The organism is Lysobacter sp. 22409, assembly GCF_052045105.1.
GTDB lineage: Bacteria > Pseudomonadota > Gammaproteobacteria > Xanthomonadales > Xanthomonadaceae > Lysobacter > Lysobacter antibioticus_B.
This window is the reverse complement of record NZ_JBQEOE010000001.1, coordinates 130,517-145,965: the sequence shown is the minus strand read 5'-3', so window position 1 is coordinate 145,965 and position 15,449 is coordinate 130,517. Positions and strand designations below refer to the sequence as shown.

At 67.4% G+C, this 15,449-nt stretch carries 11 protein-coding genes; 5 read left to right on the top strand and 6 right to left on the bottom strand.

What is annotated here, in order from left to right:
• The first annotated feature begins 31 nt into the window (after positions 1-31).
• Positions 32-1,087 carry an isoaspartyl peptidase/L-asparaginase family protein gene (locus ACTJJK_RS00645; protein WP_440729192.1) on the top strand — a complete coding sequence of 352 codons (1,056 nt, stop codon included), beginning with the start codon at positions 32-34 and terminating at the stop codon, positions 1,085-1,087.
• 64 nt (positions 1,088-1,151) lie between these two features.
• Here the strand turns inward: ACTJJK_RS00645 and ACTJJK_RS00640 are convergent, their stop codons facing one another.
• Entirely contained in the window at positions 1,152-3,788 is a 2,637-nt protein-coding gene (locus tag ACTJJK_RS00640; RefSeq protein WP_440729191.1) for a LysM peptidoglycan-binding domain-containing protein, read from the bottom strand.
• Between the two features lie 188 nt (positions 3,789-3,976).
• Between ACTJJK_RS00640 and ACTJJK_RS00635 the strand changes: the two genes are divergently transcribed.
• Both ACTJJK_RS00635 and ACTJJK_RS00630 read left to right on the top strand, forming a co-directional pair.
• Entirely contained in the window at positions 3,977-4,855 is an 879-nt protein-coding gene (locus ACTJJK_RS00635; RefSeq protein WP_440729190.1) for a helix-turn-helix domain-containing protein, read from the top strand.
• A gap of 61 nt (positions 4,856-4,916) precedes the next feature.
• Positions 4,917-5,732 (top strand): methyltransferase domain-containing protein, encoded by an 816-nt coding sequence (locus ACTJJK_RS00630; RefSeq protein WP_031372088.1) that lies wholly within the window; start codon positions 4,917-4,919, stop codon positions 5,730-5,732.
• A 6-nt stretch (positions 5,733-5,738) separates the two neighbouring features.
• On the opposite strand, the gene ACTJJK_RS00625 is transcribed toward ACTJJK_RS00630, so the two are convergent.
• The 4 genes from ACTJJK_RS00625 to ACTJJK_RS00610 all read right to left on the bottom strand — a co-directional run bounded on the left by ACTJJK_RS00625 (position 5,739) and on the right by ACTJJK_RS00610 (position 10,361).
• On the bottom strand, positions 5,739-6,326 hold the full coding sequence (locus ACTJJK_RS00625) for an NAD(P)H-dependent oxidoreductase (RefSeq protein WP_440729189.1): 588 nt from the start codon (positions 6,324-6,326) through the stop codon (positions 5,739-5,741).
• 158 nt (positions 6,327-6,484) lie between these two features.
• Positions 6,485-7,348 carry a DNA alkylation repair protein gene (locus tag ACTJJK_RS00620; RefSeq protein WP_081930876.1) on the bottom strand — a complete coding sequence of 288 codons (864 nt, stop codon included), beginning with the start codon at positions 7,346-7,348 and terminating at the stop codon, positions 6,485-6,487.
• Between the two features lie 89 nt (positions 7,349-7,437).
• On the bottom strand, positions 7,438-8,418 hold the full coding sequence (locus ACTJJK_RS00615) for a TerC family protein (RefSeq protein WP_031372085.1): 981 nt from the start codon (positions 8,416-8,418) through the stop codon (positions 7,438-7,440).
• A gap of 479 nt (positions 8,419-8,897) precedes the next feature.
• The gene (locus ACTJJK_RS00610) at positions 8,898-10,361 is read right to left on the bottom strand and encodes an alpha-L-fucosidase (protein ID WP_081930875.1); all 1,464 of its coding nucleotides are present in this window, start codon (positions 10,359-10,361) and stop codon (positions 8,898-8,900) included.
• Between the two features lie 300 nt (positions 10,362-10,661).
• Here ACTJJK_RS00610 and ACTJJK_RS00605 point away from each other — a divergent pair, with 300 nt between their 5' ends.
• Positions 10,662-12,131, top strand: a complete 1,470-nt coding sequence (locus ACTJJK_RS00605; protein ID WP_161786115.1) for an alpha-L-fucosidase — start codon at positions 10,662-10,664, stop codon at positions 12,129-12,131.
• 261 nt (positions 12,132-12,392) lie between these two features.
• Entirely contained in the window at positions 12,393-12,848 is a 456-nt protein-coding gene (locus ACTJJK_RS00600) for a hypothetical protein (protein ID WP_152566223.1), read from the top strand.
• Positions 12,849-13,054: 206 nt separating this feature from the next.
• Here the strand turns inward: ACTJJK_RS00600 and ACTJJK_RS00595 are convergent, their stop codons facing one another.
• Entirely contained in the window at positions 13,055-14,785 is a 1,731-nt protein-coding gene (locus ACTJJK_RS00595; RefSeq protein WP_051884990.1) for a DNRLRE domain-containing protein, read from the bottom strand.
• Between the last annotated feature and the right edge of the window lie 664 nt (positions 14,786-15,449).

Sequence of the window (15,449 nt, the reverse complement as noted above, 5' to 3'; positions counted from 1 at the left end):
CGCCCCTCGCCGGGGCTGTCCGGAGCCGAACATGCCAACTGCCCTGCGTCATCATTGTTTCGCCTGGCTGCTGCTCGGCTCGGCGACGCTCGCCCACGCCGCCGACGCACCGCCGGCGAACAAAAAGGCGACGAAACCGGTGCTGGTGATCCACGGCGGCGCCGGCGTCGAACGCGCCGGCCTGACCCCGGCCGACGAAACCGCCGCACGCGCCGCGCTCGAACAGGCCCTGCGCGCCGGTCATGCGCAGCTGAAGGCCGGCAAGCCCGCGCTGGACGCCGTCACCGCCGCGATCACCGTGCTCGAGGACGCGCCGATGTTCAACGCCGGGCGCGGCGCGGTGTTCAATCACGACGGCCAGAACGAACTCGACTCGGCGGTAATGGACGGCGCCAGCCTGCGCGCCGGTGCGATCGCCGGCGTGCACCGGGTCAAGAACCCGATCCTGCTGGCGCGCACGGTGATGGAGAAATCCAAGCACGTGATGATGGTCGGCGACGGCGCCGAAGCCTTCGCCCGCGAACAGGGCGTGACGCTGGTCGATCCGTCCTATTTCCGCACCGAGAAGCGCTGGCAGCAGTTGCAGAAGGCGCTCAAGGAAGAGGCCTCGGGCAAGGCCCACGCCGATGTCGAAACCGCCAAGCACTTCGGCACGGTCGGCGCGGTCGCGCTCGATGCCGACGGCCGCCTCGCCGCAGGCACCTCGACCGGCGGCATGACCAACAAGCGCTACGGCCGCGTCGGCGATTCGCCGATCATCGGCGCAGGCACCTATGCGAACGCGCGCTGTGCGGTGTCCGGCACCGGCTGGGGCGAGTACTACATCCGCGCGGTGGCCGCCTACGACATCTGCGCGCGCGTGCAGTACGCCGGGCAGAGCATCGGCGAGGCCGCCAAGGCGGTGATCAACGAGGCGATCCCGAAGGCCGGCGGCGACGGCGGCGCGATCGCGCTCGGCGCCGACGGCCGTTTCGCCCTGCCCTTCAACACCGAAGGCATGTACCGCGGCTGGATCGGCGCCGACGGCGTGCCGCACGTGGCGATCTACCAGGACGAAGCCCTGGCGGAACCCGCCGACACGCCCTGACCGCAGCAGTACAGTTCGACCGGCCGCGACGGCCGCAACGGCCGTCGCGATTCGCTCACAGGCGTTAGCGCGCGGCGATGCGCAAGCGGTTGACCATGGCCTGCAGCTGATCCGGCGGCATGTCGTTGATCGCCTTGATGGTCTCTTCCGGCGTCATCGGCTTGCCGGTGCCCAGGCCGTCGCGCTTGCCGTATTCCATCATCAGCGGCACCACCGGGATCGACTGGTAGTGCTCGTCCTCGCCGAGATCGCCCATGATCCGCGCCGCATCGGCGTCGAAGCCGGCGTTCTGCAGGAACTCCTGCGAGCCCTTGATCTTGGCGTCCTTGTCGCGGCCGTCGGCCAGGGCCGACTGGCCGAACACCGACACACCGATCATCACCGCGCCGACGATGGCGCCGACCGGGCCGCTCGACAAGGTCATGACCACCGTGCCGGTCGCACCCAATCCGTACAACGCCGCCTCGGCTTCCTTGTACGGGCGGTCGGACAGCAGGGCGTCGGCCATCTTGGCGATGTCGCCGGTCGCCGACAGCAGGCCCAGCGCGCGGTTCCAGTTTTCGAAGCGCACGCCGGCGCGGGCGTGGCTGTCGGCCAGCGCCGAATCGGCGTCGATCGGAATGCTGCCCGGACGGTGCATCAGATCGCGCACGTCCTTGGCCAAGCCCGCGGCATCGGCGAAGGCGCCGACCGCGTTGGCCCAGCCCGGGTCGCTGATCAGGTCGCTGCTCGATTTGGCGAAGGCCAGGCCGGCCGCGGCCACGCCGAGCGAACGGAAGGTCACGCCGGCGGGCTGATTGGCGTTGAAGCCGTCGATACCGCTCAACGCCTGATTGAACTGCTTGAGCTGGGCCTCCATCGCCGCGGTGTCGCCCGCCGGCACGCTGGTCAGGCCTTCGAGCGCGCGGATCGCCTCGCGGTATTGCTCGGAGTCCTTGCCGAGCAGGCTGGCGTAACGCGTGCTCAGCGATTCGAGCTGGGTCTTGGCGTTGGCGATGCTGGTAGGGTCGGAGGAATCGAGGTCGGAGAAGACCTTCAACGCCGCCTGCTGGATGCCGTCGTTGGCCAGGCGCTTGAGATATTCGGCGCCTTCCTTGGACACCTTGGTGACGTCGAACAGCTTGGTCGCCGCATCGGCCTCGGCGCCGATCAGGAAATCGCGGTCGCGCGCGGCGGCCAGGCCGAAGGCCTGCAGCACCGAGTCGTTGTTGGCGACCGCCTGCATTTCCTTGCCGAGGTCCGGATAAGTCGCCTTAAGGTCCTCGGGCAATGCGTTCAAGCCGCCCAGGGTGTCCTTGAGCACGTTCGCGTTCGCGGTCAGGCGTTCTTCGAGGCCGTGGAATTTCTCCAGCCAACCCGGATCGGTCTTGCCCTTGCCGGCCAGGTATTTGTCGACCGCCTGCGAGATCGCTTCCGGCGGCAGGCCTTCGGAGTACTTCAACAGGCGACCGAGCTCGCCCATCATCGACTGGTATTCCTTCAGGTCGGCGTCGATCTTGCCTTGCAGCAACTCGGCGCCGTGGCTGATGCCGCGCAGGAACACGCCGGCCTGTTCGTTCAAGCCCTGATTCTTGAGTTGCTGGGCCATCTCCAGCGCGAGCGCCGGGCTGGCGCCGTCGCGGATCGCGTTGGAGATGTTCTCCGAGAACGGCACCCACTGCCCGCGCAGCGCTTCGGGCTTGGCCAGGTACATGCTGGCGATGTCGGCACGCATGCGCTTGCCGTCCTCGCCGTTACCGAGCGCGCCGACCACGCGCGCCATGTCGGCATAGGAACTGCCGCCGAACTTCTCGCCGGCGTACATCGGCTTGACCTGGACGATGCGCATCACCGTGTCGAGGTTCTGCGTCACCACCGCATTGGCGAGTTCGGGCGGCAGGCCGTCGACCAGTTCGGCCAGGCGCTTGGCCGCCTCGTTGGCCGGCACGCGCTGCTCGCGCGGGTCGTCGCTGCTGAAATTCGCATACGGCGCCGCCACGTAGGGCTCGACCTTGTCGTTGAGCAAGCGGCCCAGCTCGGGGCTGGTCGACAAGCGCGCTTGCGCTTCCGGCGACATCGACGCCCATTGCGACTTCAGGATCGACATGACCGATTTGGCATCGCCGCCGCCGGACACCATCAGCGCGAATTCGACTTCATGGTCGATGCTGATGTCCTTGACCGTGGCCTTGATGCTCGCCTGCGCCGCCGGGTCGTCGGCGTGGCGCGCGGCGATGCTGTCGCCATAGGAGGCGATCGCCTTGGTGTCGTAGATCGCGCCGGTCGGGCGCGCGTCGAACTCGACCTGGAAACGCGCCTTCATCTCGGCCTGGATCGCCGACTTCAACTCGGCCTGGGTCTGCGGCGTGGACTGCTGGGCGTCGGCCTTGAGCGCGGCGTCGACGCGCTGCGCTTCCGGCGACAGCGTCGGCTTGTCGGCCTGGGCCGGCGCGGCGGCATGGACCACCGGATCGGCCTCGCCGTCGTGCGCGGGCGGCAACTGCAACGGCGTGTCCGGGTACAGCGCCTCCCAGTTCAACACCTGCGGGTTGGCGTCCTTGAGACTCTGTTCGTAGACCTCCTGCGGCACCGTGCCTCGGTGTTGCGCGGCGATGTCGGGCAAGGTCTCGTGGCGCTGGACCACGTGCACCGGCGCGGCCGGTTGGGTCGCGAGCTGCTGCACCGCGCGCGAAACGGAATCGAGGAAGTTGATGAAGCTCATGGCGTGGTCCGCTCGGATTCGGGCGAAAGTCGTTTGGCGGGGACCGTAGCACCGGTGCGGCGGCGGCGAACGCTAGGGCGGTCCCTAGGCCGCTGGCGGCCATGCCGCTGGCACCGGCACGGCGCAGCGCGGCGCGCTCCGGGCAGAGCGATGCGATGAGATGCGATGGGGGTGCGATGATTGGCGCCATGCCCGCCGCCCCGGACCATCGCAGCCGCGTCACCGCCTCGCCCTGGGCCGGCTTGTACGGCACCCAGATCGACAGCGCGCGCGAGTTCGGCCGCCATTGGCACGCAACCTACGGCCTCGGCCTGCTCGAACGCGGCGCGCAGAGTTCGGCGAGCGGACGCGGCCAGGTCGACGCCCGCGCCGGCGACCTGATCACGACCAACCCCGGCGAAGTGCACGACGGCCGTCCGCTCGGCGGCGCACGGCGCTGGCGCATGCTCTACCTCGATCCGCAGCTGATGCATTCGATGAGCGCGCCCTGCGTTGCGCCGTCGCTGGCGTCGGCAGGCTCGCTGGAGCTGGTCCGCCCGGTCATCCGCGACGCCCGATTGCAGGGCTTGCTGTTGCGCTTGTTCGCCCGTCTCGACCGCTGGAACCAGGGCCAGGCCCACGACGACGACGGCCTGGCCTGCGAAGAAGCCCTGGTGCAGGTCTGCGCGCAATTGCTCGAACGCCACAGCACCCAGGCGCCGGCGCCGGCAGTGTCGGCCGACCTCGCCCACGTGCGCGAACGGCTCGCCGACGACCCGCAGCGGGCGCCAAGCCTGGACGAACTGGCGGCCCCGTTCGGGCTGACCAAGTACCAACTGCTGCGCCGCTTCCAGCGCGCCTACGGTCTGCCGCCGCACGCTTGGCTGGTCCAGCAGCGGGTCGAGCGCGCCCGCGACCTGATCCGGCGCGGCCGCAGCCTGACCGATGCCGCAGCCGACAGCGGCTTCGCCGACCAGAGCCATATGACGCGTGCGTTCGCGCGCCAGTTCGGTTTCACCCCGGGCGCCTGGCAGCGGGCGGCAGCGGCTCGCCGGCCGCGCAACGACGGCGCCGCACCGCCGCAATAAGCTTCAAGACGCGCGGTCGAGGCCGCACGAGACTGCCGTCTCCGTCCTCGATGCCGCCGCCATGACTTCCAACTACGTCCACGGTTATCACCCGCGCGAACACGCACGCCTGCAGGATCAGGCCGGCACCCTCGCCGACCTGCTGCACGCCGACACCGTCTATCCGCCCGGCAGCCGCGTGCTCGAAGTCGGCTGCGGCGTCGGTGCCCAAACGCTGACCCTGGCCCGACGCAGCCCGGGAACACAGTTCACCTCGATCGACCGTTCCGCCGAGTCGGTCGATGAAGCGCGCCGGCGCGCCAACGCGGCCGGCCTCGACAACGTCGAGTTCCTGCAGGCCGATCTGTTCGAGCTGCCGTTCGCGGACGGCAGCTTCGATCACGTGTTCGTCTGCTTCGTGCTCGAACACCTGGCGCGTCCGCTCGCGGCCCTGGCCTTGCTCGACCGCGTGCTCAAGCCCGGCGGCACGATCACGGTGATCGAAGGCGACCACGGCACGATCTGCTTCCACCCCGACAGCGCCGCCGCACGCGCGACGATCGATTGCCAGGTCGAACTGCAACGCCGCGCCGGCGGCAACGCCCTGATCGGTCGCAGCCTGTATCCGCTGCTGGTCGCGGTCGGCTTCGACCGGGTCGCGGTGTCGCCGCGCATGGTCTATGCCGATGCCGGCCGTCCCGCGCTCGTCGACGGGTTCACCGACAAGACCTTCTGCGCGATGGTCGAAGGCGTGCGCGATGCCGCGATCGCCGCCGGGCTCAGCACGCCGGCCGCGTTCGACGCCGGCCTCGCCGACCTGCGCCGCACCACCCGCGCCGACGGCACTTTCTGCTACAGCTTCTTCAAGGGCGTGGCGGAGAAATGGCGGCGCGCCTGAGCGCGATCAGGCCAGCTCGGCGACGAGGGTCTCGACCTCGGCCAGCCATTGCGCGCGCTGCTCGGCGCTGCTGCCCGATACCGGCCCGACCATCCGCCTGATCACGCTGCCCACCCCGCACAACCCGAACACGCAGTGCTTCCAGATCGCCTCGAGCGGATCGCCGAATACCGCCGCCTCTCGCTCCGGCGGCGTGTTCGAGGTATTGACGACAATGGCGTGGCGCGCTCGCAGCAGACCGACCGGCACGCCCTCGTAGGACACGCCCGGCGGATAGCCATAGGCGGTGCCAAGCCGGAACACCCGGTCGATCCAGCCCTTGAGGATCGCCGGCGGCTGGCCCCACCAGTTCGGATGGAACACCAGGATCAGGTCGGCCTGCGCGAGTTCGGCGCAGTGCTGTTCGACCAGGGCATCGGCCGATGCGGTGTTGGCGCTTTCGCCCGTGGGCTGGACCGGATCGAAACCCTCCGCATTGAGATCGTGAAACGCGATTTCGTAACCGCGTACGGCAAGCGTGCGCTGCGCGAGCTGGGCCATGGCGTGGCTCAAGCTGAGCGGATCGGGGTTGGCGACGATGATCGAAGCGAGCATGCGGAAGGCCGGAAAGTGAAAGCGGAGACGAGGCGAGACAGTACGGCGCTCACGCCGACCACCGTGCCGAGCTTGGGACGCTAATGGACGATTCGCGATCAGGCAATGGCCGCAGCGAATGTACGCGATCGCCTGGGCAAAGAGGCCGGCCTCGGGGCTTACTTGCGTGTGCGCGGCGCCTTCGCCGCGGCCTTGCGTGCCGGCACGCGCGCCGCCTTGGCCGTCACGCGGGCGACGACGGCGGCGCTGTTGAGCTCGCGCAGCGCATCCTTGCCGACCCAGCGCGGCGCGGCGTCTTCCGAGGCGGCTAAGCGTTTCGCCGCGGCGAGCGCTGCGGCGTGCAGCACGGCATTGCGTTTGCCGATCGAACGCAGGGCCCAGTTGACGGCTTTCTTGACGAAGTTGCGTTCGTCGCCGGCACCCGCCTCGATGAGTTCCAGCCCATGCAGGAAGGCTTGGTCCGGGGCGGCTTTGTCGTGCACGGTCTTGCTGGCCAGCAGTGCGAACGCCGCGCGCTTGAGGTATTCGTCGCGACGCCCGGCCCATTGCCCGATCTTGCGCCAGGCGTGCGGGCTGCGATCGAACAAGGCGAAGCAGACGGTGTCGCACACCGCCCAGTTGTCGAATTGGCGGCCCCAGCGATCCATCTGCGCGGCGCTGACTTGGGCCGGGTCGTCGAGGTAGGACGCGAGCAAGCGCGCCTCGTACCAGCCGCTGCCCCACAAGGCCTCGGCGAGTTCGCGGTCGCGGCCGAGGCGTTTGGCGATGCCCTGGATCGAGGCCATCGGCACGCCGAAGGCGCGCTCGGTGGGGATCGCGTAGCGCGCCAAACCATCGCGATGGCTCGTGCTGGCGGCGGCGCGCAGTTGCGCCAGCGCATCGCCCAAGCGTTCGGCGAGCGGCGGTGGCGATGCGGCCGGAGCCTCCCGCGTGGAAGCCGCCTGTTTGGAAGCCGCCCGCTTGCTCGCGGACGGCGTGCGGGTCGCCTTGGCAACGGCCTGAGTGGCGGCAGTGCGGGCCATGTCCTTACCCTCGCGAAGACGGCGACGCCAATGTACTCATCGGCGCCGCCGTCCGCCATGTCCCGACGCTTGCGATCAGACCCGCCGCATCAGACCTCGGTCGAGCCGGTCTCGGTCTCGCTCTTGGCCGGCGCCGGACGCAGCAGGCTCAGGGCGATGGCAGCGCCGATGATCGCGGCGACGCCGAGCAGCGAGACCAGGATCGGCACCTTGTACACGTCGATCAACAGCATCTTGGTGCCGATGAACACCAGCACCAGGGCCAGGCCGTAGGGCAGCAGATGGAAGCGGTCGGCCATGCCCTGCAACAGGAAGAACATCGCGCGCAGGCCGAGCACGGCGAACACGTTCGAGGTCAGCACGATGAAGGGGTCTTCGGTGATCGCGAAGATCGCCGGGATCGAGTCGACGGCGAAAATCACGTCGGTGACGCCGATCAACACGATCACCACGAACAGCGGCGTGTACCAGCGCTGGCCATCGCGCTGGATCGAGATCGCCGCGCCGTGGTAGCCGTCGGTCAAGCGCAGATGGCTGCGCATCCATTTCAGCAAGGGGTTGCTGTCGAGGTCGGGCGCCTTGCCGGCGGCCAACAGCATCTTGATGCCGGTCACCACCAGGAACACGCCGAACACGTACAGGATCCAGTGGAACTTCGCCAACAACAGGGCGCCGGCGAAGATCAGGATCGCGCGCAACGCGATCGCGCCGAGCACGCCGATCACCAGCACCCGCTGGCGTTGCTCCTCGGGCATGGCGAAGTAGGAGAACAGCATCAGGAACACGAAGATGTTGTCGACCGCGAGCGATTTCTCGACCAAGTAGCCGGTCAGGAACTCCAGGCCGATGCGGTTGCCGATCTCGGCGCCGGACTGCTGGGTCACCCACCACCACAGGCCGGCGTTGAACGCCAGCGCCAGGCCGATCCAGCCGACGCTCCACCAGGCGGCCTCCTTGAAGGTCACCTTGTGCGGCCCGCCGTGGCGCATCAGCACCAGATCGACGAGCAAGGCGACGACGACGAAGGCGACGAACGCCCCCCAGAGCATCGGACTTCCGATGGTTTGCATGTGGTTCTCCCGGAGATGAAAAGCTGACGGCAAACTGCGCGACCGCAGCCGCGAGGCGTCATTCATCCGGAAGGAATCGGGGAGGATGGGCGCTTCGCCGCTGGCGGCGAAGGTCTTGCCCGCGTACGGCCGGATCGATCGATCCAAGGTCCGGACGCCTGTCGCACCGGGGCGGTAAGCCCGTAATGACGATACGACAGCGGGAGCTACTCCCCTTCTGGCGCGCACCTTAGCACGGGTGCGGCTGAATTTCAGTTCAGGTTACCGGGGCGCCTGGGCCCGGGCTTTCAGGGCAGGAGCGGCGCGAAGCGCGACCAACCGCAGCAGCCGAATACCACGCAAGCATCCGAAGCGGCATAGTCCCGGCCGACTTCAGGCATCCGGCATCCGCCCACCACGCTTACGTACATCGCTTTGGTCTGTCGCGGCTTGTGACCGGAGGAAATCCCCGGGACGCCGCTCCTACCCTCGAGCGACGATCAACGCGGGCTGCGATACACAGCCACGCTCGCCAGGCGCGGCGTGTCATAAGCATGCTCGATGCTCACGCGCAGGCGATGGGTGCGCACGGGGTCGAAGCGCTCCAGGCGCTTGTAGCCGATGGTCGTGCCCCAGGCGAACGGCTGCCAGACGCCATCGCGCCAGTGTTCGACGCGATGGTTGGCGATGTGCTGACCGTGAACGATCGCTTCCTGCAGGCACAACAGATCGAATTCGATCTCGCGTTCGAGTTCGAACTCGATCCAGCCGCTGCGCGCATCGGCCGTCGATGCCCAATACGAGTCCGCCTCGCCGTCGAGCACGTGCGCGGGCGCATGGCCGTCGGCGCTCGCGCTCGCATGCAGCCGCGCCCCGGCGAGCAGATTGCCGCCGGCGAACAGGGCCTGTCGTCGTTGTCCGAATGCGGCCAGGTTGGCGACGTCGGTGGCGTGGAAACGGCCTTCGCGGGTCGGCGGCACATTGAGCAGCAACTTGCTGTTACGCCCGACCGAGCTGAAATACAAGTCGATCAGCTGTTGCGCGTTGCGTACCTTCGCGTCTTCGGCCGCATGCCAGAACCAACCCGGGCGGATCGAAACGTCGGTTTCGCCGGGGCGCCAGACCGAACCGTAAGGGTCGCCCTGCTGCAGGGCTTCGCCGACCCATGGGCGGTCGAAGCCGGCATAGGGCACGCGCGCCGGGTCGACCGAAGCCCAGCAGGTACTGCCGGCGACGCCGCGTTCGTTGCCGATCCAACGCACGTCGGGGCCCGCATCGGAAAACACGATCGCATCGGCTTGCAACTCGCGCACGGTGCGATGGATGCGCGGCCAGTCGTAGGCCTGGCGTTTGCCGTTCGGGCCTTCGCCGTTGGCGCCGTCGAACCAGACTTCGACCACCGGGCCGTAGTTGCTCAACAGCTCGGTCAGCTGTGCGATGTAGAAGTCGTCGTAGGCCTGCCCGCTGCCGTAGCGCGGTTCGTGCCGGTCCCAGGGCGACAGATAGAACCCCACGCCGAGGCCTTCGGCGCGACAGGCATCGACGAACTCGCGGACCACGTCGCCGCGGCCGTCGCGCCACGGGCTATTGCGCACGCTGTGCGCGGTGGTCGCGGTCGGCCACAGGCAGAAACCGTCGTGATGCTTGGCGGTCAGGATCAGGCTGCGGAAACCGCCGGCCTTGGCCGCGCGCGCCCACTGCCCGGCGTCGAGTTGCGTCGGCGCGAACACCTGCGGGTCTTCGTCGCCCTCGCCCCATTCGCGATCGGTGAAGGTGTTGACGGTGAAATGCACGAACAGCGCCAGCTCTTCGCGTTGCCAGGCCAATTGCTGCGGCGTGGGCCGCGGCCGCGACAAGGTTTCGCGTTGTGCGCTCGACGTTGCCGGGTGCGCAGAAACCGTCGGCGCGGCGCCCAATGCCACGGCGCCGGCACCGCCGGCGATCAGGAAACGACGTCGATCCATGGAACTCCTCGCGTTGCGGCCGCGACCGATGCGGTCTACGGCGGTATTCGATGATCCGAGTCTAGTCGCAGTGGCGCGTCGCTCACAGGCGTGCGCGGATGAATCCGCATGCGTACTCGAATCCACGCACATGCTTATGCGATGTCTGGACAGACATTGGAATTTTTTGGAGATTCGCACCTGCGTCAAAAACCTTATCGCTTTCGCGATGACGGCGGCCGATCGACGACGCACAACGGTTGACCGCATCGGCATCGGTCTGTTCCGATGCCTGCGGTTCGTCACCGCCGGAGCAATAGCATGTCGTGTACGCGTCGCCCCCAGCATCGTTCGCCCCATCGAGCGTCCCTCACCGCCGCGTTGCTTGGCGCCTTGTGGGCGACGGCCGGCAGCGCAATAGCGGCGACGCCGGCCGCTGACGCGCCCGCACCGGTGGTGACGGCGCCGAGCGAGAGCCAGGCCACGTTCGATGCGCGCATGCGCTGGTGGCGCGAGGCGCGCTTCGGCATGTTCGTGCACTGGGGCCTGTACTCGGGCGCGGCCGGGCGCTGGAACGGCGAGCCGATCAAGGGCTCGGCCGAATGGATCCAGCGCAATGCGCACGTGCCGACCGACGAGTACGCACGGCAGATGTTGCCGCTGTTCAAGCCCAAGCCCGGCTTCGCCCGCGAATGGGCGAAGCTGGCCAAGAACGCCGGCGCGAAGTATCTGGTGTTCACCAGCAAGCACCACGAAGGCTTCGCCCTGCACGACAGCGCGGTCACGCGCTTCGATGCGAAAGACGCGGTCGACCGCGATCTGGTCCGCGAGATCGTCGACGCCGCGCGCGCCGAAGGCCTCAAGGTGGGCCTGTATCACTCGGTGATCGACTGGCATCACCCGGCCTACCCGTATCGCGATTTCGCCCGCCTCGAACACCCGCTGCCGCATCCGCTCGAGAAAGCCACCGACCGGGACGATCCCGACTACGCCCGACGCGCGAACCTCAAGGCCTATCAGGATTTCCTGCAGGCGCAGGTGCGCGAGCTGGTCGAGCACTACGGCCCGATCGACGTGCTGTGGTGGGACTATTCCAATCCCGGCGCCGAAGGCGAAACCTGGCGTGCCGGCGAGTTGATGACGATGGTGCGCGCCGCGCAACCCGCCATCGTCATGAACAATCGCTTGTATCGCTCGCTCGGCTACGACGATCCGCAAGGCAGCCTGCGCTGGTTCGATCGCGCGCACGGCGACTTCACCACGCCCGAGCAGGCGATCCCGGCGCAGGGCATGGCCGGTGTCGACTGGGAAGCCTGCATGACCATGAACGGCACCTGGGGCTATAGCGCGCTCGACGACCAGTGGAAATCGACGCGCGAGCTGGTCCGCAACCTCGTCGACACCGCCAGCAAGGGCGGCAACTTCCTGCTCAACATCGGGCCGGAGGCCGACGGCAGCGTGCCCAAGGCCAGCGCGACCCGGCTCGAACAGATCGGCGCCTGGCTGCGCCGCAACGGCGAATCGGTATACGCCACCCAGGCCAGCCCGCTCGACGCGGTCGCCTGGGGGCGCATCACCGCGAAACCCGACCGCATGTATCTGCACGTGTTCGAACGCCCTGCCGACGGCCGCTTGCGCCTGGACGTCGACGGTGCCCGTCGCGCACGTCTGCTCGACGGCGGCGCGGCATTGACGACGCGGCGCGAAGGCCGGCAACTGATCGTCGAGTTGCCCAAGCAGTTGCCCGACGCGATCGACACCGTGATCGAGCTGGTTCCGACAGAATCCTGAGGCCGCCGATTGCGACGAAGTTGTGCCGTTTTGTGCGCGCGGCCCGGTCTGCCTGACGCTGTGGGCCAACGCGGGTGCCGCTGTTGGCGTGCATCTGCCGTAGTGGGTCAGATTGTTGATGGCCGCACATCGGCAGTCACAGATTCGACGAGACGTACATCAATAAATCGCCTTGATATTCAAATCTTTACGCGTTTTTTCCATCACACGGCGTTGACGTAAGCCCCTCGTAAATAGCAAGGACGTCAGGGGGCGTCATCAATGAAAAATATCGAAGTTTTCAGCATTGCCACTGCGCGCATCTGTGCAGCGGCGCTAGAACAGCATCCCGTCGTAGCCCGCTTCAACGCCGAGGAATCGGCGCGACATATCCCAGGCCTGGACCCGGCCAATCGCGAAGACATGGCTGCCGCGGTATTGGCTTGCGGCGCCACGTTCGAATGGTTGCTCGACGAAGGCTATCTGCGCAGCAACGCCTGCGTGAAAGAGTCCTTGAACGGTGTGGCCTTCGTCCACATGGCCTTGCGCTATCGCCTGACCGAGAAAGGTTTCGCGGTGCTCGGCGCGCAGGCGCATTCCACCGACGAGAGCAAGACCATCGGCGAGCGTCTGGTCGCCGCGGTCAAACTCGGCGGCGCGGACCGGATCAAGGAATCGGTCAAGCTCATGATCGGCGCCGGCGTCGGATCGCGCACGCTGTTGCAGGCGATAGGCTGACCCGCAACACGCATCGACCCGTATTCGATCTGCCGCAACGCGAATCTCCGTTGCCGTCGCCGGCAACGGCATCGTCCGGTGTCCAGCGCCCGCAGGCTCGCTGCGGGCGTTGGAAGCTGGTTCGTCGCGACGGCATCGTGCGCCACCCATCGCAGCGGCCGACGAAGCGATCGTCGGCCGCTCAAACGCCGCTTCGGAGCGCCGGCTCAGGGCGTCGTGTAGCTCAGCAATAGCTGCGGCGCGTTCGCGCCTTCGCGCGAGGACCAGTCGACGCCGTCGGTGACGCCGGAGGCCGCCACCAGGATCACGCCGTTGTTGGCGACCGTGCCCGCGGCCCAGTTCTTCACCAACTGGAGGCCGGCGGCGTTGAGGGTCACGTACTGCGCGCCGGTCGCACTCGGGGTGACCGAACCGAGCTTGGTGCCGAGCGTGGCTCCGCTGTAGGTCGCGTTGCTTTCGCTCCAGCTCGTCGTGACCTGGTACAGGTCGTAGACGCCGGTCGCGCGATCGCTGACCTGCAGCTTCACCTGCGCCGAGACCAGGTTCAGACCCGCGGCGCTCGTGACGTTCCAGCCCATCAGACCGCGCAATTGCTGGCCGCCGTCGCTGCCGTCGGCATACAGTACCGCGGTATTGACGCGGCTGCCGCCGGATTTGACGGTGACGTCGCGCACCGCATTGAGGGTCAGCGACTGCGAGGGATTGCCGCCCTTGTTGCAGGTGCCGGTGAAATGATCGGTATAGCTGCTGCCGGCGCGCGGCACGAAGTCGCCGGTGTAGCCGGTCGCGGTCAGGGTCAGCTTGAGCACGCCGTGGGTGTTGTCGTTGCTCGCTTCCAGCGAGGCATGGCTGCCGTCGATGTCGTAGAACGCGCGCCCGCCTGTGCCGATCAGGATCTGGCGGATGCCGTCGCTGGCCGCGGCCTGGCTCGGATTCATCTTGCCGTAGCGCTGGTAGTTGTGGTCGTGGCCCACCAGGACCAGATCGGCTTTGGCCGCATACAGCGCATCCCAGAACGGCTTGACCTGGCTGTAGCCGCTATAGCTGCCCCGGCTCACCAGCGGGTGATGGAAATACGCCGCGGTGCAGGGCTTGGTATTCGCGGCAAGATCGTTCTTGAGCCAGGTGATCTGGGTCGACGACACCGTGCCGCCGGTCATCGTGTTCAAGGCGATGAAGTGCCAGTCGCCCACATCCCAGCTGTAATAGCCCTTGCTGCGATTACCGGCCGGGCCATCGGCGTTGCCGACACCATTGAAGTAATCGAAGTAACCGCTGGCGCCACTGGTGTAGTACTCGTGGTTGCCCGGCGAGGGGCTGGTCAATGCCTTGAAGCGGCCCCAGGTCGGTGCGTAGCGGTTGTTGAATTCGCTCAACGTGCCGCTGTCGTAGGCGTTGTCGCCCGCAGTGAACACCGCGGTCGGGTTGATCGAAACGATCAGATCGGACGTGCCCTTGCACGCGGTGCCGCTGGTGTCGCAGATGTCGCCGGCGCCGGCCACGACCACGCTCGCCAGTTCCAGCGCCGTCGAGCTGTATTCATAGCGGTCGAGCTGGAAGGCGCTGTCGGGCTGGCTGAAATACGGCTTGATGTCGACGCAGTCGCCACGCAGGGCGCGGGTGTGGAAGCTGCGGTCGTTCCAGTGCTTGCCTTCGAACACTAAGCGGTCGCCGCCGCTGCTGGTCAGCACCAGCGAGTCGTAGCCGCCCAGGTTGAGTTGCTTGAACCCCAGGCGCATCCACTTGGCGCCGCTTTCGCAGACGCGGTCGAGCGCAGCGGCCTTGGCCAGCGGCGTCGCCTTGGGCGCCGGCACCGGCTTGCTGAAGGTGTCGTCCTCGGACAGCTGCAGCGTGCGCTGGCTGGCCGATGCGGGCGCGAGAACGGCGGCGATCAACAACGAGGCGATCGCGCCCTGGGCGGGCAGGCCCTTGAGCATGGGGTTCACTGGCTGTCTCCGTAACGGTGATGGCGGGCGGGTAAGGGTCCGGGCGGACCACGAACGTTGCGGAGTGTGGCCGCTAAACGACTACACGATTGCGACGGATTCCCCGCCCGTTGCGGGGCCACGTGCGGCTGCCGTCACAGATCGATGTCTGGCCGACGGGCGGTCGCCGAAATCGGTGAAAACAATGTGTTTTCCGTAGGTATTCGGCGGGTGCCGCTGGCATGGGGCGTCGGCCGCCGCGAGCTCTGCAACTGCTCCGAAGTAGCCTGCGAATCCTTACCTCCTGTAGGAGCGACGTGAGTCGCGACCAAGGGACGAGTAGAGGCCATGGCGCAAATGACGCCCATCGAAGCGGCGCACTTTCGCGGGGGTAGGAGCGGCGCAAGCCCCGACCGCGTTCCTTCCGCGATTTACGTGAGCTGCGGCGCTGAACTGCCGTTGCCGTTGCCGTTGCCGTTGCCGTTGCCGTTGCCGTTGCCGTTGCCGTTGCCGAGATTTTGATCTGCTTTGCAGCTTTGCAGCTTTGCAGCTTTGCTGCTTTGCTGCTTTGCCGCTTTGCTGCTTTGCCGCTTTGTCGGTCAAGTGGAGACCCGGAGGGCGCCGCACAGGACGTGCGGCGTTTTCCGATAAGACAGGGACGTCTTATCGGAAAATC